The sequence below is a fragment of the Fibrella forsythiae genome, from assembly GCF_017353175.1.
GTDB lineage: Bacteria > Bacteroidota > Bacteroidia > Cytophagales > Spirosomataceae > Fibrella > Fibrella forsythiae.
Window position 1 is genome coordinate 464887 of the sequence record NZ_JAFMYW010000002.1, and the last position, 26708, is coordinate 491594.

The following is a 26708-nucleotide window of genomic DNA, read 5'->3' on the forward strand; positions in this document are numbered from 1 at the left end:
GCGTAGGGGCCTCCGGACGTAGCTGAATAGGTTGCCGGTGCGGCATGAGTACGCTTTGGTTAGAAGAAACCGACATGCAAAACCCCGACTCCAACATCATTTGGCGCCTACCCAGGTACGTAGCCAACTGATGGCTTCTGTGATAGGCACAGTAGCTGGTTCGGTGGTTTCGAGAAGCGAGTTGAACTGTGCATCGATTGCTTCCCAGCACTGGCCAAAGTAGGTGCTTAAGGCCAGCTGACTTAGCAGCCAGCCAGTCGATAGGCCAAGCTGACGGGCCAATGGGGCAAGCCGGGTCAGGTTGCCGGGCAAATGGCGCTGAGTCCAGACGGCGCGAAGGTCGTTGCGAAGTTGATAGCGCGACAGCGACAACTGCGGGTCTTCAACTCGCTGACAGAATCCGGTATGGCTCTGGTTGGCCCATTGCTGTAGTTGCCATGATAGACCCACCTCAACGCGCCCCTGTAACCGGGCCGACGTGTATACCCGAACCGCCGGACTTTTGCGCACACGGGCGTCGATCCGTTGCAAGGCCTTCACAAAAGCGTCATCTTCCAGATACCGAACAACAGGCAAACGGCCTGCCTGCAGATAAGCCTGACAGGTAACGGCCAAACTGGCTCCAAAATGCTGGAAGTGCCGTGGCCACGGATCATGCGGGCAGGGGTCAATTCTTGATTCGGCCTGGGCCAGCAAATGGCGATAGGTTGCATCGCGAAGATGAGGCAAACGGGCCGGCCCCTGTTCCGGGTACGTGAGAATCCGACCGCCCACCGCATCAGTACCGGCGTCTATCTCACGCGAAATCTGACTGATCCAGTAGGGGTCAACGAGTGTATCGCCATCGGTAGAAGCGATGATACCATGCGGATGCCCGGCCTCCTGAAGCCGTCGACAGGCTTCGTCCATTAGCATTCGCCGCACAGTACCAATATGGGCCGATTCGGGTGGAAGTGTAATGTCAGTTACGCATAAAGCAAACGAAGGATGCTGTTGCTGGTACCGACGTACCTGCTCGTAGGAGTCATCGGTGCAGTTGTTGGTTAACACAAGCACTTCGTACAGCGACGGATCGAGGCGTTGCCCGGCAAGCGAAAGCTGATTGCGTAAAGCGTCGAGCGTCAATGAGATTCCATCCGCTTCATTACGAACCGGAACCACTACCGACACTCGCCGGTCAGCCGTTGGCCGGCAGTCGTTGAATAAAGGGGTAGTGGCTGATAGCTGATCCGAGAGAGTCGGAAACGTAACAGTCATAGTTGAAAGAACGCTTGCTGGTTGAGTAAGCAGCCAAGCGGTATCAACCCAACAGGGAGATCAGGCGAATGTTACAAATGATTTAGGATTGGGGATTTCGGATTGGAGATTGTTGCTGACGCATGAGTACGCTTGCGTCAGCAACAATCCCCAATCCGAAATCCCCAATCCTAAATCTCTACGGTGTTGCCCGCATTGCGGCGAAGTAGCGGATCGAGTAGTTGAAGGTGAGCATGAAGTACTGGCGCAGTACCAGGCTCTGGGTATCTTCAACGTAGGTTTCTGTGGTATTACGGGTAATACTGCGGTTCTGATTCAGCAGGTCGAAGCCCGTAATCCGTAATTCACCCTGTTTCTGCTTGAACAGGAATTGCCCAATGCTGGCGTTGAGCAGCACAAAATGCTGGTTGTAGCCTGCCGCCCGACCTGCATTGCCACTGTAATAGGCGTCGGTCTGAATGAAAAACCGATTGCCGATCCGGTGGAAGGCCCGCAGGTTTGCAATGTTAGTTAGGTAACGGGTATTCTGTTGCGGCTGAATGGAGTAGGTCGCAATGGAGTACGTAACGTTACCCGACAGGTTCAAATCGGTCTTTTCATTGATGTTCGTGTTCAGGCTCAATCCCTGACCAATATTCACGTTTACCAATGTGTTTGGCTGGCCATTCACAAAGCCAATGCCCCTCGATCCGTTAATGCTGGTGGTCCAGTTAAAGTTTACTTGCTGCTCACCCCAGTTCATTGGTTTCCCGAAACTGGTAAAGGCAAAGAGCGAGTAGTAACCATCCGTGTTAATTGGCTGCGATGTCTGGGCGCCCGATGGCGTAATGGTCGTTGCGTTGACAATCCGGTTATACGTGCTGGTCAGCCCCAATGATGCCTGAAAGTTTTTGTATGTAGTCCGGTCGAACGTACGGTAATTGATGTTCAGCGAATGTGTGTATTCTGGCCGCAGCGTTGGATTACCCGACCGGATGTACAGCGGGTTGCTGTTGTCGATAATTGGTTGTAGTTGGGTTACCGACGGTGCATTTACCCGCGTGCGGTAATCGGCAGTGAACGTGCGCCCCTGGGCAAATGTGTACTGAAAACGGCCATTTGGCAGAATGTTCTGGAAGTTCTTGGCCAGTGTGGTGTCGCGGGTCAGGTTATCTGATTGTAGGCTGGCGTTCTGTACATCAAAGCCGAACGTATACTGGTATTTAAGCCGCCGATACTGATACGACGTACCTACGCGGTTGGTTATAAACGTGTTATTGAAGTTGTTGGTCAGCAGTATGTTTGGGCGGTCATACTGCCCGGTTTCCTGGTTGAAATCATTCGTACGCTTGTCTGACTCATTGTTCGACAGGCTCAGGTTATACCGGAATTCAATCGTCTTCGCCAATGAGAGGGGTTCGGTATACGACAGCGTCAGGTTATTGGTTAGCGAATTGGTTAGCTGGCGGGCCTGCTGGTTGATGATCGTGGGGAAAGCCGAACTGCTGCTGGGGTTCGTTAGGGTAGATGTTCCCGGCGTGGTCAGTGTGTTGCTCCCGGGCGATGCGCTGGTTGACCGGAAAAACCGGTTTTCTGACTGGTTCAGGCTGTTGGTTGTGTTGTCATTGACTGACGTGATCAGGTTAACCGAGAACGTGCGCCCCCGCCGCCTGAACTTGTGCATCCACAGAAACGTGTTGTTGCCCGACAGGCTTTTACCATCGCTGTTGAACAAACTTTTGCTACTATTCAGTGGCTGGTTCAGCCCATCTACCGTGCTCGATTGGCTATCGGTGTTATTGTTGCTGAGCGAGTAGGTGAAGTTGGGAATCACCCGGATCGAGTTGGCCGAATCGAGGCGGTAATTGAACTGCACATTGAACCGGTGCGAGTTGTATAACGACATACTGCCGTTACTGCGGTCGGTGAAGTTCTGGGTACGTTCGCCACCAACCGTTGCCGACGGTAACGTTGTTTCGCGGCGGCTCTGCTGCTGGTTTAGCGCGTTGGTCTGGTTGAAGAAATAGCTGCTGCTGAGGTCGATCCTGGTGCCCAGCGCATCCGAGAAGTTCAGGCCCGCCGCACCCGCCCGTGTAATGCCAGACGGCCCGGAGAGGCCACTGCCCTGCGTTTGTCCGGTGCCCGTGGTGCCACCCCGGCCGGCATTACCGCCCCCGCCCTGACCACCGCCGCCACCCAGGCCTTCGCCGGTAAAGCCCTGCTGGTTAGTGTTATTTAGCTGCCCAATGGCCGAAAGCTGCTGCCCGTTGTTGAAGCGGTTTACGCTGATCCGGGCCTGGTAGCGGTCGTCGGTTCCGTAGCCGACCGATTCCTGCCCGAACACGCCCCGCCGCCGATCTCGTTTGGTAACCAGGTTGATCGTCCGGTCGCGTTCGCCGTCATCGACACCCGAAAACTGCGACTGCTCCGACTGCCGGTCGAATACTTCAACCCGGTCAATCATGTCGGCGGGCAGGTTGCGGGTTGCCATCTTCGGGTCGTTGCCGAAGAAAGGTTTTCCATCCACGAAGATCCGCTTCACGTCCTGCCCCTGTGCTTTTACGTTGCCGTCGCGGTCTACTTCCATTCCCGGTAATTTCTTGATCAGGTCTTCGACCTGCGCATTGGGCTGCGTTTTGAACGATGCCGCGTTGAACGCCACCGTATCGCCACGTACACTCACGGGCGGGCGCTCCTGAACGATGACCACCTCACCCAGATTCTGTGCCTGCGGCTGAACCAGCACTGTACCGATGATAACCTCTGGCTTTTCAGGCGTGATGGTAACGCGAACGGTCTTGGTTTTATAACCGACGAAAGAAATCAGCAGTCGATACGTACCTGGCGCGATCCCTGTCATCGTAAAATCTCCCTCACCGCCTGTCGATTGCAACTGCACGAAGGAAGAATCCCGCCCGTTGAGTAGCGATACGTTGGCTTCCAGCAAGGCTTTCTGCGTGGTAGAGTCAACGACAATCCCCTTAATGACGCCGACTTTGGCGGTCGAGGCGCGTTGAGCCAGCAGAGGTATCGGAAGTAGAAGAAAGAAAATTAGTAACTGTTTGAGCATGAGGTGGGAAACTAAATGACGAAGTGAGCGTAACTGAAAAATGGATTGCCTGTAAACGTGAATGGCGTGAGACGCTGTGTAGGGCCTCACGCCATTGCCGGATTGTTGCTGTAAATTAATTTCGTTGCTGGAACTGCATGCCACTCTGCTGCCGGAAGGTAGCCATGGCTTTCCGGCGGATTTCGCCGAGTTCTTCTTTCGTAACCGGCTTTGCGGTGGTGCTCGGTTTCAGGCTGGCTTCATCTACCGTCCCGGCCGCTACTTTCGTGGCACGATACAGCAGGTCGTCACTTTCGATCAACAGTACCACTCCTTTGTCGGGCGTGAAATTCGGAGCGGGCGAAAACGTGAACGGCAACTCAGTTGTAAACCAGATGGTGCAGGGCTGGTCTTTAACGGTGCAGGTTGCTTTCTGGCAGTTGTAACCCAGAATCTTCTTTGTCTTGCCCGATACTTCCCAGTCGGCCGGGCGCGAAACGAGCTGCTCAGACTGGTAATAGTCTTTGCGGGTTGAATCTACCGTCAGAGCCGTGATCGTGTATGTTTTTCCGGTGGCCAGGTTCGTATGGGTTGTTTCTTCAATTGGCGGGCGCATGTTCCGAAACCGTTCCATGCGCTGGCGTTGCTCGGCCGTTGGCCCCTGCTGGCCACCACCACCGCCGCCATTACCGTCGCCACTGCCGGGGCCACCCGGGCCGCCACCCTGAAAACGCATCTGCATCATATTGCGGCGATCCATCGGTTCGCGCATGGCCCACTGGCCGGCAAACCGGTAGCTTTCGGTACCTTCTACCGTTTCGGGTGGGTTGAAGGTACGGCCATCCGGCATGGCGCCGCCCGGCCTTACTTCCTGCCCGTTGATGTTGATTCGCATGTTCGAGAGGTCAGTACGGCGCATGGTTTCGTAGGCAATGGTGCCCGAAGCAGGGGCACTGGTTTGTGCCAATGCCGCTCCGGACAGGAGCGAAGTGGCAGCGAGTATGGCGTAGTGGCGTAGTTTCATAGTGTAAAGTAGCGCATTTGTAAAGAACGTTGCATGACGCTGACGCAAAAGGCTGGCTGTCTGCCGATGAGTTGTAGGTATGTGTAGACAACCAGCCTTTTGAGCATGCCTCCGCGCAGATAGTCGCCGGGTCAGTTTGGTTCGAAGTGCCTACATTTACGACCTGAAGACCGCTTAGTTGCTCATGTCTGTTACTGCTCAACCTCAACACCGCATCGTATCCCTGGTGCCTTCTCAAACCGAACTGCTGTTCGCACTTGGTTTGACTGATGAAGTAGTTGGTATCACCAAATTCTGCACACAACCGGCCGAAAAAGTAGCCGATAAACCACGGGTTGGCGGTACGAAGAATGTGACGGTCAGTGCAGTGGCGGCGTTGAAGCCAACCCTGATTCTGGCGAATTATGAAGAGAATACCGAAGCCGACGTGGTAGCCCTGCGGGAGATAGCCCCCGTTCATTGTACGGATATAAAAACCCTGCCCGACGCTCTCAATATGATTCGTGAAGTAGGGGCGCTGGTTGGTCGGCCAGCCGAAGCGGATAATCTGGCCGGGCAGATTGGCGCGTCTTTTGCCACGCTCCGGTCTGTTGTTTCTCCAGAGGGCCCGTCGGTAGCGTACCTAATCTGGCGCAAACCCTACATGGTAGCCGCCAGCGACACGTTTATCGATGCCATGCTCACCGAAGCCGGCTTTAGAAATGCATTTACAGCCCCGTCTCAGTCGGGTGCGCGGTGGGTACGTTACCCGGTTGTAACTGAGACTGACCTGAAAGAGGCGAACCCTGACCTGGTCTTTCTGTCGTCAGAGCCGTACCCGTTCAGGCAGAAGCATCTGGCTGAGTTGCAGGCCCATTGTCTGAATGCCCGGGTGCGCCTGGTCGATGGCGAACTCTTCAGCTGGTATGGTAGTCGGTTGCTGCATACAGCCGCCTATTTTGCTGAACTCAGACGTGACCTGATTTAACCGTAAATACCGTTGTCAAAAATAGTAGTCACTTTACCCGCTTGACCTACCTGATTAATCAGTAGGTGTTCGTAATTTTCACCCCATGATGAAATTAGCCTTACCCGTACTTGTGTTTTCAGCCCTTTGGCTGGGGCAGGGGTGCCAGTCGAAAGCCGGCAAAGACCAGACCGGTTCTACCAGCGATAGCACCGTTACCACGTCAACAGAATCAGCCTCAGCCGATTCACCCACCACCACATCGGCCGCCGATTCAGCCGCTACCGACACCACCGCCGCCGCTGGCAGGAAGCTGTCGCCCCTCGATTCGCTGGGGATGATTGGCCCCAAGATTACCGGTGCCATCCTGCCCGGTAAGCGTATTTTGGCCTATTATGGCAACCCACATTCAAAAAAGATGGGTGTTCTGGGCGAATACCCGAAGGACGAAATGCTGCGGATGCTTGATAAACAGGCTATTCCCTGGGTAGAGCAGGATTCGGCCAAAACACCGATTCAGAAAGCACTGCACCTGGTGGCGATTTCGGCGCAGGGTGCTCCCGGTAAGAACGGCCACTACAGCATGCGTATGTCGGATAAAACCATCCGGAAGGTTATTCGCTGGGCGGGCGAGCACGATGCCATCTGCTTCCTCGATATTCAGGTTGGCCACGCGCCGCTGGGTCCCGAAATGGAATTCCTGAAACCCTACCTCGAATTGCCCTACGTGCACCTTGGCATCGACCCTGAGTTTGCCTTACGTACGAGCGGCGCCAAACCCGGCTCGAAAATCGGTACCTACGACGCCGCCGATATCAATGAGGCGACGCAGTTCCTGAGCAAAATCGTTCGCGACAAGAAAGTACCACCTAAAGTGCTGGTGGTGCACCGGTTTACGCGCCGCATGGTGACCAACTACAAGAATATCAAGCTTGATCCGAACGTACAGATCGTTATGAACATGGACGGCTGGGGACCGCCGTCGCTCAAACGCGATACCTACCATGACTACATTCAGACCGAACCCGTACAGTACACGGGCTTCAAGCTGTTTTACCACAACGACATGAAAAAGGTTGATCTGCGGTCGAAGCACAAAGTGCCGCACCTGATGGAGCCATCGGAAGTGCTGTCGCTGAACCCTAAGCCGTTGTATATCCAGTATCAGTAACTCATACGAATAACGCAGGGCCGGTCTGGGTACGTGACAACATATCGTCACGTACCCAGACCGGCCCTGCGTTTTGTAAATACGTACCTGAACACATAGGGCACCCGGTTACTCAACTCCAGGTACGCTCGGGGCTCGTTCAACGGCCTCCGGTACACCAGGCGTTCACCTGCTCAGAACCGCTCCGGCCTACCTCTATAAATGGTAACAGACCGCCATACGGTATTGCCGTCTGTCCGGCCAAATCTGGTATATTGGCGGCCGGTAGGTACGGGTAAACTGATCGCCAACTACACCTGATTTAATACAACTAAGTAGGTATACGTTGGGAACGTTTATCGATTTTTGGGCGCAACTCTTCTTTCGGAAATATGACTACAACTTCTACGAAATTCTGATCCTGCTATGTTTTGTGCAGAGAATGATGATGCTCCTGTTTTCTGTATTCCTGATTTTTCAGGAACTGACGCATATACAAGTCGAGAAACTGGAAGGAGCACTCGGCGTACCCTACTTTAGCTGGGTAATTGGCCAGTTTTTCGCCAGGAAAAACCAGTAAGCTCTGTAAAAGGCTTCGCCTTATATAAGCTGGGCATGCTTACTTTTTCGGGCTGGCCATTCTCATTGGCACTCCAATCAATCTGATCATAAAGCACTAACAACTAATGAAATCAGCCTGCTATGAACACGACCAGTAATCATGATGAGCGCATGGCCAACTTGACGTTCGCGTCTGTTTATCCACATTATGTAGTAAAAGTTGAGAAGAAGGGGCGAACAATAGCCGAATTGCATCAGGTAATTCAGTGGCTGACCGGCTATGATGACCATGCACTGCAACAGCACATTGCCGAAAAAACAACCTTCGACATGTTCTTCCAACGGGCGTCTGTAAACCCAAATGCCAGCCTGATCACCGGCACAATCTGCGGCTATCGGATACAGGACATTGACAATCCGTTAACGAGGCAGGTACGTTACCTGGATAAACTGGTAGATGAATTGGCCAAAGGACGTAAGCTGGAAAAGATCTTTAGACACTAACGACTATGACCATGTCTGTTACTACCCCGTTGTCGGCCGAACAACGCGACGAGTTATTGAATATCCTGAAAACCCGTTTTGAGAGGAACACGAATCGCCACAAGGGGCTCGATTGGGCACCGATACAGGTAAAGCTGGAAGCCAACCCCGATAAACTGTGGTCGCTGTATGAAATGGAGCGAACCGGTGGTGAACCGGATGTACTAGGGCATGACGGGCAGCTAGGAGAATACCTGTTTGTTGATTGCTCGGCCGAAAGCCCGCAAGGCCGCCGAAGCTGTTGTTACGACCGTGAGGGCTGGGAAGCGAGAAAAGAAAACCGGCCAGCGCACAACGCGGTTGACATGGCCACCGATATGGGTATTACCCTGTTAAACGAAGACCAGTACCGGGCCTTGCAGTGCCTGGGTACATTCGATGCCAAAACGTCGAGCTGGCTAAAAACCCCGGCCGCAATCAGAAAACAGGGTGGTGCTCTCTATGGTGATTTACGCTATGGGCAGGTCTTTGTGTACCATAACGGTGTCCAGTCGTATTACGCTGCCAGAGCCTTCCGTGGCGCACTGGAAGTATAGCCGGTAATCAGTTTTGCCCCGTCAGGTTCAGCGTACTCAAACTGCCGAGCTGCCTTGAGAAAACTCGAATAGCCCGCGCTTTTTCTGCCGACGCTATGCTGTAAAAGAACTGAAGTAGTTGGCCGGCTATATTTTCAGAAAGCCTCGCATCGGTCAGGTACGTACCTGCACAAGCACGCGGTTATTCAATCCATTGTCTTTCCGAAGGCGCGACTCGTATATTTGAGAGTTAGCGGTTGGGTTGGAAAGCAAAACATCAACTGTACGGTTCAGCGAAACGAAAAACATGTCGATCACGAAAGAGTCGGAATTAGTGGGAATGCGGAAGGCCAGCGAAGCCGTTGCCCTCACGTTGAAGGAAATGAGGAATTTCGCCAGGCCGGGCATGACCACCAGGGAACTGGACAACTATGGCGGTCAGATCCTGAACGACCTGGGCGCCAAATCGGCTCCCTACATGACGTACGGCTTTCCGGGCTGGACCTGCATCAGCGTGAACAACGAATTCTGCCACGGTATCCCTTCCGACAAACGAATCCTGAACGAAGGCGACCTGATCAATATCGACGTATCGGCAGAGCTGGACGGCTTCTGGTCAGACAATGGCGGTTCGTTTGTGCTGGGAACGGATGTACATCAGCATCAGAAACTCATCGACGCGTCGAAGCAGATTTTACACCGGGCCATTCATGCTATAAAAGGCGGCGTTCGCATTGCCGACGTTGGTTCGCTGATTGAAACCGAAGCGAAGAAACGCGGCTACCGGGTGATTAAAAACCTGACGGGCCACGGCATTGGGCGAAGCCTGCACGAAGAACCCAGCGAAATAGCCAATTTTCGAGACCGATTTAATCTGGCTCGATTCAAGAAGAACTCGGTAGTAGCCATTGAAACCTTCATTTCCACAACGTCGACCTACGCGGAAACGACCCGGGACGGCTGGACAATGGTGGGCGATAAAGGTGGTTTCATGGCCCAGCACGAACACACCATAGTCGTCACCGACGGCAAGCCAATTATCCTGACCGAGATGAATGATATATGGAATTAGAAGAAAGTTATCATACACAGAATCTAAGAATCATGATATGTGTAAGATGTTCATATAGTTAAGTTTGAGCCTTGTATTTACGCACATCAGCTTTGTATATTTAGAGGTCAATATTGATTTTGAATGACTGAAGGTCGCAATAGTTTTTGCGGATAAACAAGTGGTTATTAATGACAACGAAAGAAAATATATTAGCTATTTTAAAAAGCAGTAAACCTGTTTTGTCGACTTATGGTGTTGCCACTATTGGGCTTTTTGGTTCCTATACTCGAAATGAGCAAACGGATGAGAGTGATATAGATTTGCTAATTGATTTTGAACCAGATAAAGAGAGTTTTGACAATTTTATGTCTGTTTATGACGTTTTTGAAAGCTTATTTAAAAATGAAAAAATTGAATTGGTGACAAAGAAAGGGTTGAGTAGATATATTGGCCCTAAAATCCTAAATGATATTATCTATGTATAAAGATCCCATTGAATTCTTGAAACATATTTCTGAAGAATGTGAATATATACTTTCTATAAGCAGTGATTTATCGTAGGATAAATTTTTAGAAGATGAAACATTAAAGCGCGCTGTTGTTCGCAGTCTGGAAATTATTGGCGAAGCAACAAAAAAGATACCTGTTGATTTTAAATTGAAATGGAGCTTTATTCAGTGGAAGAATATGGCTGGTATGAGAGATAGATTAATTCATGACTATATTGGAGTAAACTATTCAATTGTTTGGGATGTGCTAAAAAATAAAATACCGGAGTTAGCGGCTCAAATTCACGAAGTGCTTGGTAAAGAAGAGTAACAAAGGTTTAATTCCTATAGAAAAGCTCTCTATAGTAAAGTCACCAGAAATTCAAAACTGCTGGTCACAGAAATACACGCAGGCTTGAATAGGTCTTTCGAAAAGACATGTGAGATATTGATAGTGTTTATAACATATTTGTAAACAATGCTGCTACACATCCGCAACCATATTCAGTCCGTCTAACGGTTCGTCTATGTCGCCTTTGCCTTTTACGCGGCGTAGGCGGATGGGATTGGCGGCGTTGACAACCAGCGGGATTTGTTCAGTAGCAACGTTCTGGCTGTCGAGGCCGTAGGCGCTTTCGTCGGCGAGGCTGATGCGTTTCAGGGCGAAATAGCCGTTCATGATGAACGTTTCGAGCAGGCTCAGTTCGTTTTCGTACGACAGGAACCGGTTGATGACGATGAACCGGAAATCGCCGATCGCGTTGGGGTTCGGTTTCAGCGGCCGGTACTTGGGCTTGATCGTGATCTCGTGGCAGCGCACCATTTCTTCCACCACCTTCCGGAACAGCAGGTTGATGCGCGGCTGCACCCGGAATCCTAGCTTGAAGGTGATCCGCACCACGTCTTCCGCCTCCAGAATATCGACCACGTACTCGGTCGTATACGGGTCGTCGACCAATTCGATGTGAATGAGCCAGTACACGTCGGCACGTTTGGGCATGCCTTCCAGAATAGAATCCAGAATGTGCTCTTCAACAAGCTGGTGCTGCGACGAAGCCGTCAGGTACACCAGGTTGGTGGCGTATTTGGGTACGTCGTTGTCGTTGCTCAGTTGCCGTAGGATGGGCAGGTGATCGCGCAGGCTGACGAACTGGGTGAGTCGCCGTTTGATGCGGCTGCCGTTGTGCCAGACCAACATCACCGTGATCATGATCATACCCAGCAGGAGCGACACCCAGCCGCCATGCGTGAACTTCCGCAGGTTGGCGATCAGGAATCCGCCTTCGATGAAGAAATAAATGAGTAGCAGGCTCAGCACGATCAGGCCATTGACCCGCTTTTTAGCGTAGAGGTACATGCCCAGCAACACGGTCGTGGTCAGCATGGTCAGGTTCACCGACAGGCCAAACGCCGCCTCCATATTTTTCGACTCGCGGAAGTGAAGCACCACAATGAAACAGCCCGCCATCAATAGCCAGTTGAACGCCGGAATGTAGACTTGGCCCCGCGCGTCGGACGGGAAGACGATGCGCATTTTGGGCAGTAGCGTCAGCCGGAACGCCTCGGATACGAGCGTAAACGTACCGCTGATGAGCGCCTGCGAGGCAATGATAGTGGCCAGCGTGGCAATGCCGATGCTGGGCAGCATGAACCAGTCGGGCACCAGGCCGAAGAAGGAGTTGAGGTTCCCCAGCGGTTTCCCCATATGGTCGAGCAGCCACGCCGCCTGGCCGAGGTAGCAGAGAATCAGGCAGATCTTGACGTAGAACCACGACACCTGGACGTTTCGCCGCCCCACATGCCCCATGTCGGAGTAGAGCGCTTCAGCCCCGGTTGAGCAGAGGAAGACGCCGCCCAGCAGCCAGAAGCCTTCGGGGTAATTCACGATCATGTCGTAGGCGTAAACGGGGTTGAGCGCCCGGATCACGCCGGGGTTTTTAGCCAGTTGCAGCGCGCCCATCAGGCCAATCATGGTAAACCAGATGGTCATGATCGGACCAAACGCCTTGCCCAGCTTATCGGTACCCGCCTGCTGCGCCGCGAAGAGCAGGAAGATGATGGTCAGTACGATAGGCACCGTGGGCAGGTCGGGGTAGAGCGGCAGCAGACCCTCGATGGCTGATGATACGGAAATGGGTGGGGTAATGATGCTGTCGGCGATCAGGAAGCTACCGCCCGCAATGGCCGGAAACAGCAGCCATTTGGCATACCGCCGGATGAGCGTATAGAGCGAAAAGATGCCGCCTTCACCGTTGTTATCGGCGCGGAGGGTGAGCAGTACGTATTTGAGGGTGGTCTGAAAGGTAAGCGTCCAGAAAATGGCAGATACGCCACCCAGCGCCAGGGTTTCATCAACAACCCGGTCTTCAATAATGGCGCGATAGGTATACAGCGGCGACGTGCCGATATCGCCAAATACGATGCCGACCGCCACTAGGAGGCCCGCCGCTGTCATGCGGTCAATGTTACGAGAGGAGTGGGTACTCAAGGGGGGTAATGGTTTTGGGTTGGATAGCGGGTTTTTGTTGTTGGCGGCGCGAAGCCACTAGCACCACGCAATATACACGTATCATCAGCCACCTTCACTCGAAGATCGTGCCAACAGGCAGATAACTCAACTAGAGGGGTTCCAGCTAATCATTTTTTCAAAATGATAAGAAAGCGTTTCCAAAATGGAAAAATGAGCGCTTACCGAGTTTGCCAATAAATCATATAGATTATTTCAATGTATTGGTTAATAGGAAGTTAGAGTGGATAGTTTGTGTTGTCGGCTCATCTGGATCATTTTTTGGCATACCCTGACCGTAATCAAATTAATCAACTGACCTCATGGGTACGTCACTGCTTCTGCTTCTCACCGCTTTTCTCTGCTTCGCCGTTTTCTACAAAGCCATCGAATGGTTTGAAAAAATATAGCCATGCTTACTATCCTGTTCATCATCTCACTCCTGGTCTTCGCCTACATGCTGTACGTGCTGATCCGACCGGAGAAATTTTAAAAAGAGGTCATTGACTGCACCGCCTGATGACGGCGCAGCATAATGACCACAAATGACTCCATCATTATGAATACCGAATTACTTGGCGTTGTGGTAACGTACCTGATCACCCTGCTGCTGGCTATTCCGCTTGGAAAGGTCGTCGGCCGGATCTTCAGGGGTGAGCCCAACGCCCTCGACTTCATGGCTCCGGTTGAGCGCTTCATCTTCCGAATCGGGGGTGTCGACGCCTCGCGGGACATGACCTGGAAAGAAAACCTGGTGGCCCTGTTGACCATCAACGCCGTCTGGTTCGTCTACGCCTTTGTGATGCTGATCGCGCAGGGAGGCCTGCCGCTGAACCCCGATGGTAACCCCTCGATGACCTCCGATCTGGCCTTTAACACGGCGATCAGCTTCATGGTCAACTGCGATTTGCAGCACTACTCGGGCGAATCGGGACTAACGTACCTGACGCAGCTTGGGGTGATCAACTTCCTGATGTTTGTGTCGGCCGCAACGGGCATTGCCGCGCTGGTGCTGGTAGTACGGGCGTTTTTACCCGAAAAAACGAATCTGTCGGGTAACTTCTACGTATACTTCACCAAGGCGATCACGCGCATCCTGTTGCCCGCTTCGCTTGTGGTGGCGCTGATTCTGGCGTTCAATGGTGCCCCCGCCAGTTTCGACGGGAAAGATCAGTTCATCTCGATGCAGGGCGATACCGTCAACGTGTCGCGCGGACCAGCGGCGGGGCTGATTGCCATCAAGCACCTGGGTACCAACGGTGGTGGGTATTTCGGGGCCAACTCGGCACACCCGCTCGAAAACCCGAACTACCTGACCAACATGGTTGAGCTGATTGGTCAGGTGATGCTGCCCATTGTCATGCTCTTCGCGCTGGGCTACATGATCAACCGCAAACGGTTTTCGTGGATCGTATTCGGCGTGATGACCAGCGGTTTCCTGCTACTCGTGATCCCGACGCTGATTACGGAGTTTCACGGTAACCCGGCCATTGCCAAACTTGGCGTGATGCAGCCAACAGGGGCCATGGAAGGCAAGGAGGTCCGGTTTGGTCCGCTGTCGTCGGCCTACTGGAGTATCGTAACCACAATCATTTCAACGGGGTCGGTCAACTCCATGCACGACTCGTCGATGGCCTTATCGGGCACCATGCAACTGCTGGGCATGATGACCAACGCGTTCTACGGCGGTTGCGGCGTCGGCTTCCTGAACTACTACTATTACCTGATCATCGCCGTCTTTATCTCGGGCCTGATGGTGGGGCGCACGCCGGAGTTGTTCGGCCGGAAAGTAGAGGCGCGGGAGATCAAGATTGCTTCGATGGTGGCCCTGCTCAGTACCCTGCTGGTGAAAGGCGGTGTGGCCATTGCAGCCTGGCTCACGGTCAACTACCCCAACGCCGACTGGTCGGTGAAACCGTCGGCCTGGCTGAATAACCCGGGTTATCATGGGTTCACGGAGATGCTCTACGAGTTCACCTCGGCCAACGCCAACAACGGGTCGGGCTTCGAAGGGCTGGGCGACAATAACTTCTTCTGGAACTTCAGCACGGGCATTGTCCTGATCTTCGGGCGGTTCATTCCCATCATTGGTCCGGTAGCGATTGCCGGTCTGCTGGCCGACAAGAAGTTCGTTCCTCAAAGCGCAGGTACGTTGCCGACCGATACGCCCACGTTTGGACTGATGACTTTCGCGGTTATCATCATCATCACGGCCCTGTCGTTCTTCCCCGCACTGGCGCTGGGTCCACTGGCCGAGTATTTCTCACTTAAATAACCCCTCACCCCCGGCCCCTCTCCCACGTTGGGAGAGGGGAGCAAAGCTCCGCTTGTGGCCTATGCAATAGGCTGAATGGACTCTGCTGCCCTTGTGAAAAGTAAGCGATAGGCTTATTCCGAATACTGGGCCGAGCACCTCCCTCTCCTTGTGAAGGAGAGGGGCCGGGGGTGAGGTTACACACAAAAAAATGGCAAAGCAACAACCTTCACTGTTCCAGGGTGAACTGGTGGGGACGGCAATAAAACAGTCGTTTACTAAACTGAATCCGGCTATCCTGATCAAGAATCCGGTGATGTTTACGGTCGAAATCGGTACGCTGATCATGCTGGCCGTGACGATCTACATCGCCCTCTCGGGCGATAAAACACAGGGCACACTGGCCTATAACATTGTGATTACGGCTATTCTGCTGCTCACGGTGCTGTTCGCCAACTTCGCCGAGGCAATCGCCGAAGCTCGGGGTAAAGCCCAGGCCGAGTCGCTCCGGAAAACACGGCAGGAAACCCCCGCCAAGGTAATTCGGGAAGTAGGCGAAATGACCCTCAATGAGGTGCAGCTGATCTCATCGGCACAACTGAAAAAGGGCGATATTTTTCTCTGCGAAGCTGGTGACATTATCCCCTCCGACGGGGAGATTATTGAAGGCCTGGCCACCATCGACGAGTCGGCCATTACGGGCGAATCGGCCCCGGTGATCCGGGAAGCGGGCGGTGATAAATCGTCGGTGACGGGTGGGACGAAGGTGCTGTCAGACAAGATCAAGGTGATCGTGACCACCCAGCCCGGTGAGTCGTTCCTCGACAAGATGATCGCACTGGTTGAAGGGGCGTCGCGGCAGAAAACGCCGAACGAAATTGCGCTGACGATTCTGCTGGCGGGCTTTACGCTCATCTTCATCATCGTTTGCGTGGCTCTGAAACCCTTTGCCGACTACGCCAACACGCCCATCACGGTAGCTGCGCTGATCTCGCTGTTTGTCTGCCTGATACCAACGACCATCGGCGGGCTACTGTCGGCCATCGGTATTGCGGGCATGGACCGTGCTCTTCGCGCCAACGTCATTGCCAAGTCGGGCCGTGCGGTTGAAACGGCGGGTGATATTGACACGCTGCTGCTCGACAAAACGGGTACGATCACGATTGGTAACCGGAAGGCCACCCACTTCTATGCCGCACCGGGTATCGATCAGGCCGAGATGATCCGGGCCTCGGCGCTGAGTTCGCTGGCCGACGAAACGCCCGAAGGCAAGTCGATCGTGGAACTGGCTGGAACGGACGTAACGCGCAACCTGAGTACGACTGGGTCAACGATGATCAAGTTCACGGCTGAAACACGCTCGTCGGGTATCGACATGCCTGATGCCGCGCGGGATGGTGGTTCGCTGCGGATTCGTAAAGGCGCCGTGGACTCGATCCGGACGATTGTGACGAAGGCGGGGAATGCCTTTCCGACCGAAACGGAACAGAAAGCCAAAGAGATTGCCGGTAACGGCGGTACGCCGCTGGTGGTGACGGAAAACGAGCAGGTGATGGGTGTCGTGGAATTGCAGGACATCATCAAACCCGGTATTGCCGAACGGTTTGACCGGCTGCGTAAGATGGGTGTGAAAACGGTGATGGTCACAGGTGACAATCCGCTGACGGCCCGGTTCATTGCTGAGAAGGCTGGCGTCGATGATTTCATTGCCGAGGCCAAGCCGGAAGACAAAATGCAGTATATCCGTACCGAGCAAACCGGCGGTAAACTGGTGGCGATGATGGGCGACGGTACCAACGATGCCCCCGCACTGGCGCAGGCTGATGTAGGGGTAGCGATGAACTCAGGTACGCAGGCGGCTAAAGAAGCCGGCAACATGGTCGACCTGGACAATGACCCCACCAAGCTGATCGAAGTGGTTGAGATCGGGAAACAACTCCTTATTACGCGGGGTACGTTAACGACCTTCTCCATTGCCAACGACGTGGCCAAATACTTCGCCATTGTGCCCGCGCTGTTTGTGGGGAGCATTCCGGCCCTGCAGGCCATCAACGTGATGAAACTGCACAGCCCCGAATCGGCGATCTTATCGGCCGTTATTTTCAATGCGATCATCATTCCGATGCTGATTCCGCTAGCCCTTCGCGGGGTTGAGTACAAGCCCATCGGTGCCTCGGCCCTGCTGCGTCGCAACCTGTTTATCTACGGCTTCGGCGGCCTGGTCGCGCCTTTCGTAGGGATCAAACTACTCGATTTAGTCGTGGGGCTCTTTGTCTAAAAAATTACCTCACCCCCGGCCCCTCTCCTGCTGAGAGGGGCCGGGGGTGAGGTAAACCAACAACAACATGAAAAATCACATATCTCCAGCCATCCGCTTAACGGTGGCTATGCTTATTCTGCTCTCCGTTATTTATCCACTTGTGGTGGCTGGTATTGCTAAACTGGCTCCGGGCGGAGGGGCCGGCGAAACGGTTACGGTGAACGGTAAAGTTGTCGGCTACGCCCGAATTGGGCAGAAGTTTACCGAAGACCGGTATTTCAACTCCCGCCCGTCAGCCGTAGACTATAACGCGGCCGGTTCGGCTGGCTCGAACAAAGGACCCTCGAACCCCGACTACCTGAAAACGGTACAGGCGCGCATCGATACCTTCCTGGTGCATAACCCCGGCGTGCAGAAGACCGACATCCCGGCTGAACTCGTTACGGCCTCGGGCTCCGGACTTGATCCTGACCTGTCGCCAGCCGCTGCTAAAATTCAGGTACGTCGCATTGCTAAAGTGCGCGGTATCACAGACGACCGTCTGAATCAACTGATCGATGAGCAAACTAAGGGACCGCTGTTGGGCCTATTCGGTCCATCGACAGTGAATGTGCTAGCACTCAACGTGGCGCTTGACGCGCTTAAATAAAGTCGATTGCTGCCGGTTGGTGCAACTGGGGTTGACACTGACTGGCAGCCAATCGCATCAGTTTGATAATCAGGCTAATGATTACTCAACTTATAGGCTTTGTCCTTCTTTTTGCTCTGGCAGTCGGGCTCGCGGTTCCCGTTGGCCGATACCTGAGCCGGGTGTTCAGCCCAGAAAAATCAGCAGATCCGTTCGACACGTTCGATGGGCTGCTGTACCGAATCGGCGGTATTGACCCGAACGTACCCATGACCTGGCGGCAGTATGCCGTTGCATTACTCTCGATCAACGGTGTATGGCTGGTCTACGGATTTGTGATGCTTCTGACGCAAACGGCCATCCCGATTTGGAATCAGGGCGGTGTTAGCCAGATGGACTGGACACTGGCGCTCAACACGGCCATCAGCTTTCTGACCAGCACCAACCTGCAACATTATTCGGGCGAAAGTGGGGCTACCTACTTCACGCAGCTGCTGGTGCTGACGTTCCTGCAATTTGTGGCAGCGGCTACCAGTCTGGCAGTGGGGGTGGCGGTCGTACGGTCGTTGAAACAGGAAACCAGCAACAGCGTCGGCAATTTCTACCAGGACTTTGTCCGGTCCATCACGCGGGTGTTTCTGCCGTTGTCGCTGATCGGTGCGGTAGGGTTGCTGTACACGGGCGTGCCGATGACGTTTTCGCCCTACGCGGCGATCAAAACGCTGGAGGGAATTGAGCAGACGGTGGCTACCGGACCCGTGGCGGCGATGCTGCCCATCAAACACCTTGGCTCAAACGGGGGAGGTTTCATGGGGGCCAACACGGCTCATCCGTTCGAGAATCCGTCGATGGTCAGCTACATCATTCACCTGATCAATGTCTTTCTGCTGCCGATGGCGTTTGTTTGCTTCGTCGGGTATTTTCTGAATCGGCGGAAGCTGGGCACCATCGTGTTTACGATCATGACGGGTTGCTGGCTGGCCTTAACGATCCCGATCATGCAACAGGAACTGGCCGGTAACAAGGCCATTAGCGCACTGGGAATAGATCAGTCGGTGGCCGGAGCGCCGGCCGGCAATATGGAGGGGAAAGAGGCTCGATTTGGGGTGGCTGCCAGTGCGTTCTATGCGGGCGTCAACATTGTGATTCCCGCCGGCACGCTGACGAGCATGCACGATAGTTACACCCCGCTTTCCGGGCTGTTCATGCTGTTGGGCATGCAGGTCGATGCCTTCTATGGTGGCGTCGGTTCGGGTTTTCTGTATATGTTCCTGTACATCATTCTGGCCATTTTTATCGGCAGCCTGATGATTGGCCGTACCCCCGAACTGCTCGGCAAAAAGGTAGGTATCGTTGAAATTCAGATTGCCTCGTTCGTCATCGTGGTGCTGCCGCTGCTCTATATGGGAGCCACGGCTATTGCGGCCGTCATCCAGAACGCTAACCCCGACATTGGCTGGTTAAGTAATGGGGGACCACATGGCTTCACCACGATGCTCTACGAGTATGTTTCCTCGGCCGGTGGGAACGGTTCCGGTTTCGAAGGGCTGGCTGACAATACCCCGTTCTGGAACCTGTCGACGGCGGTGGTGATGCTGGGCGGGCGCTACATTCCCCTGCTGGCTCCACTGGCGATTGGTGGTATCCTGCTGGCCAAGCGCTACGTGCCGCCAACGGCTGGGGTGCTACCAACAGAATCCTGGACGTTCGGTTTATTGCTGACGGCGGTAATCATCATCATCGGTGCCCTCTGCATCTTCCCGGCTGCGGCGCTGGGTCCGATTTCAGAATTTTTAAATCAGTAATAGTCTAGTTCGAGTACAACAAAACAACGGCCTTATAAACAGGCCACTACCATGAAAAAAAAGACACTTTTCTCAACAACAATCGCTGTGGCAATGGCAGCAACGTACCTGGACGCCGCCGCTCAAACCACCGATACCACCGCTACGTCAGCGCCAACTCAGGCTGCAACCCAGACGGCACCCAATGCAGGGCTAACCGTGTCCGGGTACGTTGAAGCGTATTATGCGCATGACTTCACGGCCCCGAAAACGACGCAGGAACGTCCCGGATTTTTGTATAATCACCGCCGCAATCGGGAAGTGAATATCAACCTGGCGTTTGTGAAAGCAGCTTACACCAGCGACCGGGTGCGGGGCAATCTGGCCTTGCAGGTGGGTAACTACGCGCAGTACAACTACGCCGCCGAGCAAACGCTGGTGCAGAACATTTTTGAGGCCAATGCCGGAGTGAAACTGTCGAAAAACCGCGATCTGTGGCTTGATGCGGGCATTTTCTCGTCGCACATCGGCTTCGAAAGCGCCATCTCGAAAGACTGCTGGACCTTGACCCGGAGCCTGCTGGCCGAAAACTCGCCCTACTACCTGTCAGGGGCCAAAGTGACCTACAACACCCCCAACGGCAAATGGACCGTGCTGGGATCGGTGCTCAACGGCTGGCAGCGGATCAAAAAGCTGGACGGCTACAGCGGGCCATCCCTGAGCACGCAGGTACAGTATCGGCCCTCGTCGAAGCTGACCCTCAACTGGAGCAGCTTCCTGGGCAGCGACCGCCCCGACTCGCTGAAACAGAGCCGCTTCTTCAATAACTTCTACGCCATCATCAATCCGACTGGGCGGTTTGGGATGATTCTGGGCTTCGATATTGGTGCTGACCGGAAACCGGTTGTGCGCACCGGCTCTGATCAGCGCGTAGGCACCGGCAGCTACGTCTGGTATTCGCCCGTGGTGATTGCCCGGTACAAAACATCAGACCGGAGCTATATCAATGGCCGCGTAGAATATTACAACGACTCGAATGGTGTGATCATCAGCACGGGTACGTTGAACGGCTTCAAAACAGTCGGTTACTCGTTGGGGTACGATTACGCCATTCTGCCGAATGCGCTGTTCCGCCTGGAAGGAAAAGTGTATGACAGTAAAGACCCGATTTTCAGCGCCGCAAACGGCCTGAGTGCCAGCAACACCTCGCTGACCACCAGTTTAGCCATTTCGTTTTAATACCCAGACAGATCTATTCCTAAACCTGAACGGTCATGAAACTAGCCTACCGGTTGCTCGGTGTTCTCTTACTCAGCTTACCCCTGCTGTCGGTTGTGCTGGTTTATGACCGCCTACCTACCCGATTACCCATACATTTTTCCAACAACGGTCTGCCCGACAAATACGGAACCAAACGAGAATGGTTTGTCCTGCTGATTATTACTTTATTCTTTCTGAATGTATTGCGGTCTCTTCTGATTCGGGCTGTTGAAATAAGGCGAAAAACGCCGCTTCCAAACATGGTGGCGTTATATATACTCACAGCTGTGTCTGTGTCTGCCATTATTTCGCTACGAATTTTCGAGGGCGTTCTGGGGCGACCGATCTATGCCGACTGGCTGCCTGTTCTGGTTTTCCTGTCGGGAGCTGTCTTTATGTACGTGTCGGTGCCGACAGAGCTGTCCATCATGAGCCAGTTGCCAGAGAAGATGACACCGTCGTTGCAGCGGCGAGTAGACCAGTTGCAGCACATCCATATGGTGTCGCGGCTGGTGGTGGTGCGTGTCAACGTGCTGGCGGCGGTCCTGATGGTATTTGTCAGTCCGGGAGACCGCTGGCAACTGGGGCTGATGGCCAACATGCTGGCCTACTTGTCGTTGTTTTTGATGACGTCCGTTATGCGTCGACAGGCTGATTGATAGCTACTCTATGCCCCTCTATCTAATTTATTACAACGCTCACCAATGAACCCCAACGACCAAAACGCTGAACGCTTTCTGAACCTCATCCGCGAGTCGCGGCGGGGGAAGTTCAAGGTGTATATTGGCATGAGCGCAGGCGTGGGTAAGTCGTACCGGATGTTGCAGGAAGCGCATAGCCTGTTGCGCAACGGGGTCGACGTGAAGATTGGCTTCATTGAAACACATCGCCGGGTCGAGACCGAGGCATTGGTGGCGGGGCTGCCGGCCATTCCCCGACGAACGCTGTTTTACAAAGGCCGCCAACTCGAGGAAATGGACGTGCAGGCCATCATTAATGTGCATCCCGAACTGGTGATCGTGGACGAGCTGGCCCACACGAACATTCCCGGCTCGAAAAACGAGAAACGCTGGCAGGATGTCATCGAGATTCTGGATGCGGGGGTCAACGTGATCTCGGCGGTGAACATTCAGCATATCGAAAGCCTGTATGACGAGGTTCACGCCATAACGGGCATCGACGTAACCGAGCGCGTACCCGACCGGGTGTTGCAGATTGCCGATGAAGTGGTGAACATCGACCTGACCGCCGACGAGCTGATCACGCGGTTGAAAGAAGGTAAAATTTATGACCAGGCGAAGGTGAAAACGGCGCTGGCCAACTTCTTCCAGTCCGACAAAATCCTGCAACTGCGTGAACTGGCCCTGAAGGAAGTAGCCGGTCAGGTAGAACGGAAAGTAGACATGACCATGCCGCTGTCGGGCAATTCACGGCACGAACGGTTCATGGCGTCGATCAGCAGCAACCCGGAGATCGCCCGGCGCGTGATCCGCAAAACGGCTCGACTGGCCAGTTACTACAACTCGCGCTGGTACGTGTTGTATGTGCAGACGCCCGCCGAAAGTCCCGATCGAATCAAGCTCGACGTGCAGCGCCACCTGATCAATAACCTGAAACTAGCCACCGAACTGGGTGCTGAGGTGATCCAGTCGAAGGGCCGAAACATCGTAGATTGCATTATGGAAGAAGTGGAGACCCGAAACGTAACGACAGTCTGTATCGGTAAACCGCACCTGAGCCTGATCCAGATTATCCTTAGAACCAACGCCTTCAACCGCCTCCTCAACAAACTATCCGACTCCGACGTCGATTTGATTATTCTTTCATAAAATGTTTACTGTTTACAGTTTACTGTCTTCTGTTGCGCTGCTCAGTCACATATTGTTAGCTGGCAGCGCAACAGAAGACAGCAAACAGTAAGCTGCAAACCTATTGTTTCCATGAACCTCCAATCCAAGATATTCCTCGCGCTGGCTTTTATGTTCGCCATTATTCTGCTGATGGGCGGGTTAGGAGGCTATTACCTCAACCAACTGGCCAATGACTCGCAGGCTATTTTGCAGGATAACTACGTGTCGTTCGAGTACTCGAGCCGCATGCAGCGAGCTCTGCCCCGACTGCCCGAACCGGATGCCGTTGCCGATTTTGAGCGGAATCTGAAAAAGCAGGAAGGGAACATCACGGAAGTTGGCGAAGCTGAAGCAACGGCTACGCTGCGTCGGGAGTTTGACCAGTTCAGGAAAGGGGCCACTGATTCGGCGGCAAAGCAACGAATGCTGCAAACGCTGTTTCAACTGGATGATATCAACGGCCAGGCGATGGTGCGGAAGAACGACGTAGCCAAACAAACGGCCGACGATGCGCTGGTCTGGCTGGCCGTAGTGGGTACGGTCTGCTTCCTGATTGTGTTGTCGTTCACCATCAATTTCCCGGCCTACATTGCCCGCCCCCTTCGTGAGCTGACGCAGGGAATCAAGCAGGTGACGAACCGTAATTTTGAGGAGCGGTTGCACGTGCAGTCGAGCGACGAGTTTGGCGAGCTGGCGCGGTCGTTCAACCGGATGGCCGAGAAATTGTATGAATACGAACACTCGAATCTGGCGCGTATCCTGTTCGAGAAAAAACGCATCGATACGCTAATCCAGATCATGTCTGACGGCATTGTTGGCCTCGACCAGAACCGGTACATCCTCTTTGTGAATCAGGTTGCCAGCCGATTGCTGGGCCTGGACGAATCGGAACTGCTGGGGAAATACGCGCCCGATATTGCGGCGGGTAATGACCTGATGCGCACTCTGATTCAGGAGGTAATGCCTGCCCCCCAACGTACCCAGGACGTCGGCGAGGCCAGCCTGCTGAAGATTTATGACGGTGACAAGGAAAGCTATTTCTCCCGACAGACCCAGCCAGTAGATATCATCCGAACTGGCGATACGCAGGCCGTGCGGGCCGGGTACGTTATCGTGCTGAAAAACGTGACCTCCTTTAAAGAACTCGACCTGGCCAAGACAAACTTCATTGCCACGGTGTCGCACGAGCTGAAAACGCCAATTTCAAGCATCAAGATGAGCCTGAAGCTGCTTGATGATCAGCGAATCGGTGCGTTGAACGAGGAGCAGAAAGAGCTACTGACGAACGTCCGCGATGATGCTAACCGGCTGCTGGCCATTACGGGCGAGCTACTGAACATGGCGCAGGTAGAATCGGGGCAGATACAGCTGAATCTGCAGCCGGTAGCCCCCCCCGACATAATCAGCTACGCCGTAAATGCCCTTCGCGTATCGGCAGCAGAACGGAAGATCGAACTGCACATTGATGTGCCGGCCATGTTACCGCCCGTACGTACCGACCCCGACAAAGCATCGTGGGTGCTGGTCAATTTCCTGTCGAATGCCATACGCCATTCTCCGGACGAAAGCCGGATCGACGTGTCGGCTCGGATACTGAACGAGGGGGTCGAATTCCGGGTACGTGACCACGGTGCAGGCATTCGCCCCGAACACCGCGACCGGGTGTTTGATCGTTATTTCAAAGCACCGGGATCGAATGGGCAGGCTAGTGGTACGGGTCTCGGGTTGGCTATTTCAAGTGAATTCATTCAGAGCATGAACGGGCAGATCGGGCTGGATACCGGCGTTACAGATGGGGCTGCATTCTGGTTCGTGTTGCCGGAGGAGGTTAGTTAAGCTATTGATAATCTGTTACCTTGCCCGCCTAAACACACCATTATGAAGCGCACATTATTTGTAGCAGTTTACCTGCTAACGGTCTTCACTACGTTTGCTCAACAGCCTGCTCCGGTTAAAAATGATACCTGGGGAAAGGCCTCTGCCGCTCGCGACGACCGGTACACGAACCCCAAAAGTGCGGTCTATGCCGGCCCCGACGGCTGGTACAATTTCGGTGAAGTGCGGGCAATGGTCGACAATGCGGCAAAAACAGCTTACACCTTTAAAGGCGGTTTCCAGTTGACAATGCACACCTTTACGGCTGTTGAGCCAAGTAAAAACCGGCTGATGACACTGGATTTCGGTACCGACACGCCCGCCGTAGGTACGTATCAGGTTGGCAAGAAAGCTAATCCTGAACAGAAACAAGTAGAAGTATCTTTCTCCGACATTACGAAAACCGAAATACGCGACTGGAAGGGAAACGACGGTGCCGGAGCGGTTACCGTTTCAAAAGTGAACGGCTTCCTGTACGTGAAATGCCGGAACGTACTGCTCCAGCCTGATGGCATTCACCAGGCCGACGAGTTGAAAAAACCAATGACGATCGGTTTTGAAGGGGCCATTGCTCCGGAATGAGCTTACTTCGTGCTATCGTGTATGGGTTTGCAAGTAGTCTGCCGCTGCGGGGCCAGCACGCGTAAAGCCGTACACGATAGCACGAACCAATCTCACCTAAGTCAAAAAAAATGGTTGCAACCCGTTATGAAGCCAGCACTTCATTTTGTGGTTTCGACAGCAGCGACGAATCTTCGCCAGGTTCGATGAACAGTTGCTTAACGATTGGGAACGCTTGCTGAACAGTTTCCCGAATTCGGATGATCGCCTGATTAATGTCGGTCGTGGAGAGGTCGTTGTTGAAATCAACGACCAGCATCAGAATAACCTCTTCCGGTCCCATGTAGATAGATGGTGACCGCAACACCCGGCCAACCGATTTGTCTTTTTCCACTACGGCCAGTATCTGCTTCAGCTTTTCTGCTTCCACGCTTTCGCCCATCAGCAAGCCCCGGCTTTCGCGCGCCAGCACTACCGACACGGCGGTCAGAATCAGGCCAATAACGATTGAAGCGGCCCCATCGAAGTAAGGATTGTTCAGCTCGTGCCCCAGAAAAACGCCCAGGAAAGCCACGATCAGACCCAGCACGTCGGCGGCGTCTTCAAACAGAACCACAAACGTTGATGGGTCTTTGCTCCGCTTCACCGCCGCCCAAAAAGGCTGACTGCCCCGTTGCCGGTTAAACTCTTTCAGGGCGGTGATGAGCGAGAAGCCATCGAGCAAGAAGGCGATGCCCAGTACGATGTAATTCCACTTCGGATCTTTAATGATTTCCGGGTGCTGTAAATGCGTGATGCCTTCATAAAACGATACGCCACCACCCACGCCGAAGATCAGGATAGAAACAATGAATGCCCAGAAGTACAGCTCCCGCCCGTAGCCAAATGGTCGCCGGTCGTCGGCTGGTTTCTTACTGCGCTCAATACCCAGAAGTAGCAACACCTCATTCAGCGAGTCGACCAGGGAGTGGATGCCCTCCGAGATCATGGCCGAACTGCCCGTTATGCTGGCGGCAACAAACTTGGTAACGGCGATGGCTATATTGGCAAGTAACGCACTGTAAATCGGTGTCTTAGACGCAGGCATACATTCAATGGCTTATGCACAAACCAACGGCCGGCGGCTGGCAAATGTTTAGTCTGAAGCAACCTGATGCGCTGACG

22 protein-coding genes and 1 pseudogene are annotated in these 26708 nt (G+C 53.7%); 18 read left to right on the forward strand and 5 right to left on the reverse strand.

Annotated elements, in window-relative coordinates:
- Positions 1-96: 96 nt before the first annotated feature.
- From J2I46_RS07880 to J2I46_RS07890, 3 genes are all read right to left on the reverse strand, one after another.
- Entirely contained in the window at positions 97-1257 is a 1161-nt protein-coding gene (locus J2I46_RS07880; protein ID WP_207328459.1) for a glycosyltransferase, read from the reverse strand.
- Positions 1258-1435: 178 nt separating this feature from the next.
- Positions 1436-4306, reverse strand: coding sequence for a TonB-dependent receptor (locus J2I46_RS07885; RefSeq protein ID WP_207328460.1), 2871 nt, complete (start codon positions 4304-4306; stop codon positions 1436-1438).
- A gap of 115 nt (positions 4307-4421) precedes the next feature.
- A complete protein-coding gene (locus tag J2I46_RS07890; RefSeq protein WP_207328461.1) occupies positions 4422-5309 on the reverse strand; it encodes a GLPGLI family protein in 888 nt (295 codons plus the stop codon).
- Between the two features lie 184 nt (positions 5310-5493).
- Between J2I46_RS07890 and J2I46_RS07895 the strand changes: the two genes are divergently transcribed.
- From J2I46_RS07895 to J2I46_RS33485, 8 genes and pseudogenes are all read left to right on the forward strand, one after another.
- On the forward strand, positions 5494-6276 hold the full coding sequence (locus J2I46_RS07895) for an ABC transporter substrate-binding protein (protein ID WP_207328462.1): 783 nt from the start codon (positions 5494-5496) through the stop codon (positions 6274-6276).
- 85 nt (positions 6277-6361) lie between these two features.
- Positions 6362-7426 carry a hypothetical protein gene (locus J2I46_RS07900; protein ID WP_207328463.1) on the forward strand — a complete coding sequence of 355 codons (1065 nt, stop codon included), beginning with the start codon at positions 6362-6364 and terminating at the stop codon, positions 7424-7426.
- A gap of 325 nt (positions 7427-7751) precedes the next feature.
- A complete protein-coding gene (locus tag J2I46_RS07905; protein WP_207328464.1) occupies positions 7752-7985 on the forward strand; it encodes a hypothetical protein in 234 nt (77 codons plus the stop codon).
- 122 nt (positions 7986-8107) lie between these two features.
- Positions 8108-8470 carry a DUF2200 domain-containing protein gene (locus tag J2I46_RS07910; RefSeq protein WP_207328465.1) on the forward strand — a complete coding sequence of 121 codons (363 nt, stop codon included), beginning with the start codon at positions 8108-8110 and terminating at the stop codon, positions 8468-8470.
- Between the two features lie 5 nt (positions 8471-8475).
- The gene (locus J2I46_RS07915) at positions 8476-9045 is read left to right on the forward strand and encodes a DUF4256 domain-containing protein (protein ID WP_207328466.1); all 570 of its coding nucleotides are present in this window, start codon (positions 8476-8478) and stop codon (positions 9043-9045) included.
- Between the two features lie 286 nt (positions 9046-9331).
- A complete protein-coding gene (gene map, locus J2I46_RS07920) occupies positions 9332-10096 on the forward strand; it encodes a type I methionyl aminopeptidase (protein WP_207328467.1) in 765 nt (254 codons plus the stop codon).
- 170 nt (positions 10097-10266) lie between these two features.
- Positions 10267-10563, forward strand: a complete 297-nt coding sequence (locus J2I46_RS07925; RefSeq protein WP_207328468.1) for a nucleotidyltransferase family protein — start codon at positions 10267-10269, stop codon at positions 10561-10563.
- Between the two features lie 88 nt (positions 10564-10651).
- Positions 10652-10897 (forward strand): annotated as a pseudogene (locus tag J2I46_RS33485) (HepT-like ribonuclease domain-containing protein); the annotation flags it as partial.
- Positions 10898-11050: 153 nt separating this feature from the next.
- Here J2I46_RS33485 and J2I46_RS07935 read toward each other — a convergent pair.
- Positions 11051-13021 carry a KUP/HAK/KT family potassium transporter gene (locus J2I46_RS07935; RefSeq protein WP_207329143.1) on the reverse strand — a complete coding sequence of 657 codons (1971 nt, stop codon included), beginning with the start codon at positions 13019-13021 and terminating at the stop codon, positions 11051-11053.
- A gap of 463 nt (positions 13022-13484) precedes the next feature.
- Between J2I46_RS07935 and J2I46_RS07940 the strand changes: the two genes are divergently transcribed.
- The 10 genes from J2I46_RS07940 to J2I46_RS07985 all read left to right on the forward strand — a co-directional run bounded on the left by J2I46_RS07940 (position 13485) and on the right by J2I46_RS07985 (position 25565).
- Positions 13485-13565 (forward strand): potassium-transporting ATPase subunit F, encoded by an 81-nt coding sequence (locus tag J2I46_RS07940; protein ID WP_207329144.1) that lies wholly within the window; start codon positions 13485-13487, stop codon positions 13563-13565.
- A 66-nt stretch (positions 13566-13631) separates the two neighbouring features.
- On the forward strand, positions 13632-15347 hold the full coding sequence (gene kdpA / locus J2I46_RS07945) for a potassium-transporting ATPase subunit KdpA (RefSeq protein WP_207328469.1): 1716 nt from the start codon (positions 13632-13634) through the stop codon (positions 15345-15347).
- Between the two features lie 190 nt (positions 15348-15537).
- Positions 15538-17604, forward strand: a complete 2067-nt coding sequence (kdpB, locus tag J2I46_RS07950) for a potassium-transporting ATPase subunit KdpB (protein WP_207328470.1) — start codon at positions 15538-15540, stop codon at positions 17602-17604.
- 67 nt (positions 17605-17671) lie between these two features.
- Positions 17672-18235 (forward strand): K(+)-transporting ATPase subunit C, encoded by a 564-nt coding sequence (locus tag J2I46_RS07955; RefSeq protein WP_207328471.1) that lies wholly within the window; start codon positions 17672-17674, stop codon positions 18233-18235.
- Positions 18236-18312: 77 nt separating this feature from the next.
- Positions 18313-20019, forward strand: a complete 1707-nt coding sequence (kdpA, locus tag J2I46_RS07960) for a potassium-transporting ATPase subunit KdpA (protein WP_207328472.1) — start codon at positions 18313-18315, stop codon at positions 20017-20019.
- Between the two features lie 51 nt (positions 20020-20070).
- The gene (locus tag J2I46_RS07965) at positions 20071-21237 is read left to right on the forward strand and encodes a porin (protein ID WP_207328473.1); all 1167 of its coding nucleotides are present in this window, start codon (positions 20071-20073) and stop codon (positions 21235-21237) included.
- A 35-nt stretch (positions 21238-21272) separates the two neighbouring features.
- A complete protein-coding gene (locus J2I46_RS07970) occupies positions 21273-21917 on the forward strand; it encodes a DUF1648 domain-containing protein (RefSeq protein WP_207328474.1) in 645 nt (214 codons plus the stop codon).
- 45 nt (positions 21918-21962) lie between these two features.
- The gene (locus J2I46_RS07975) at positions 21963-23087 is read left to right on the forward strand and encodes a sensor protein KdpD (protein WP_207328475.1); all 1125 of its coding nucleotides are present in this window, start codon (positions 21963-21965) and stop codon (positions 23085-23087) included.
- Between the two features lie 111 nt (positions 23088-23198).
- Complete coding sequence (locus tag J2I46_RS07980; RefSeq protein ID WP_207328476.1) at positions 23199-24944, forward strand: sensor histidine kinase; 1746 nt, start codon at positions 23199-23201, stop codon at positions 24942-24944.
- Between the two features lie 42 nt (positions 24945-24986).
- A complete protein-coding gene (locus J2I46_RS07985) occupies positions 24987-25565 on the forward strand; it encodes a hypothetical protein (protein WP_207328477.1) in 579 nt (192 codons plus the stop codon).
- 124 nt (positions 25566-25689) lie between these two features.
- Here the strand turns inward: J2I46_RS07985 and J2I46_RS07990 are convergent, their stop codons facing one another.
- A complete protein-coding gene (locus J2I46_RS07990; protein ID WP_207328478.1) occupies positions 25690-26631 on the reverse strand; it encodes a cation diffusion facilitator family transporter in 942 nt (313 codons plus the stop codon).
- Positions 26632-26708: the final 77 nt, after the last annotated feature.

Coding starts and splice junctions, on each gene's coding strand:
- J2I46_RS07935 (WP_207329143.1), bottom strand. CDS start 13,021: ATGACAGCGGCGGGCCTCCTAGTGGCGGTCGGCATCGTATTTGGCGAT.
- J2I46_RS07900 (WP_207328463.1), top strand. CDS start 6,362: ATGATGAAATTAGCCTTACCCGTACTTGTGTTTTCAGCCCTTTGGCTG.
- J2I46_RS07980 (WP_207328476.1), top strand. CDS start 23,199: ATGAACCTCCAATCCAAGATATTCCTCGCGCTGGCTTTTATGTTCGCC.
- J2I46_RS07890 (WP_207328461.1), bottom strand. CDS start 5,309: ATGAAACTACGCCACTACGCCATACTCGCTGCCACTTCGCTCCTGTCC.
- J2I46_RS07990 (WP_207328478.1), bottom strand. CDS start 26,631: ATGCCTGCGTCTAAGACACCGATTTACAGTGCGTTACTTGCCAATATA.
- J2I46_RS07965 (WP_207328473.1), top strand. CDS start 20,071: ATGAAAAAAAAGACACTTTTCTCAACAACAATCGCTGTGGCAATGGCA.
- J2I46_RS07880 (WP_207328459.1), bottom strand. CDS start 1,257: ATGACTGTTACGTTTCCGACTCTCTCGGATCAGCTATCAGCCACTACC.
- J2I46_RS07985 (WP_207328477.1), top strand. CDS start 24,987: ATGAAGCGCACATTATTTGTAGCAGTTTACCTGCTAACGGTCTTCACT.
- J2I46_RS07970 (WP_207328474.1), top strand. CDS start 21,273: ATGAAACTAGCCTACCGGTTGCTCGGTGTTCTCTTACTCAGCTTACCC.
- kdpB (WP_207328470.1), top strand. CDS start 15,538: ATGGCAAAGCAACAACCTTCACTGTTCCAGGGTGAACTGGTGGGGACG.
- J2I46_RS07895 (WP_207328462.1), top strand. CDS start 5,494: ATGTCTGTTACTGCTCAACCTCAACACCGCATCGTATCCCTGGTGCCT.
- kdpA (WP_207328469.1), top strand. CDS start 13,632: ATGAATACCGAATTACTTGGCGTTGTGGTAACGTACCTGATCACCCTG.
- kdpA (WP_207328472.1), top strand. CDS start 18,313: ATGATTACTCAACTTATAGGCTTTGTCCTTCTTTTTGCTCTGGCAGTC.
- J2I46_RS07910 (WP_207328465.1), top strand. CDS start 8,108: ATGAACACGACCAGTAATCATGATGAGCGCATGGCCAACTTGACGTTC.
- J2I46_RS07885 (WP_207328460.1), bottom strand. CDS start 4,306: ATGCTCAAACAGTTACTAATTTTCTTTCTTCTACTTCCGATACCTCTG.
- J2I46_RS07915 (WP_207328466.1), top strand. CDS start 8,476: ATGACCATGTCTGTTACTACCCCGTTGTCGGCCGAACAACGCGACGAG.
- J2I46_RS07975 (WP_207328475.1), top strand. CDS start 21,963: ATGAACCCCAACGACCAAAACGCTGAACGCTTTCTGAACCTCATCCGC.
- map (WP_207328467.1), top strand. CDS start 9,332: ATGTCGATCACGAAAGAGTCGGAATTAGTGGGAATGCGGAAGGCCAGC.
- J2I46_RS07955 (WP_207328471.1), top strand. CDS start 17,672: ATGAAAAATCACATATCTCCAGCCATCCGCTTAACGGTGGCTATGCTT.
- J2I46_RS07940 (WP_207329144.1), top strand. CDS start 13,485: ATGCTTACTATCCTGTTCATCATCTCACTCCTGGTCTTCGCCTACATG.
- J2I46_RS07925 (WP_207328468.1), top strand. CDS start 10,267: ATGACAACGAAAGAAAATATATTAGCTATTTTAAAAAGCAGTAAACCT.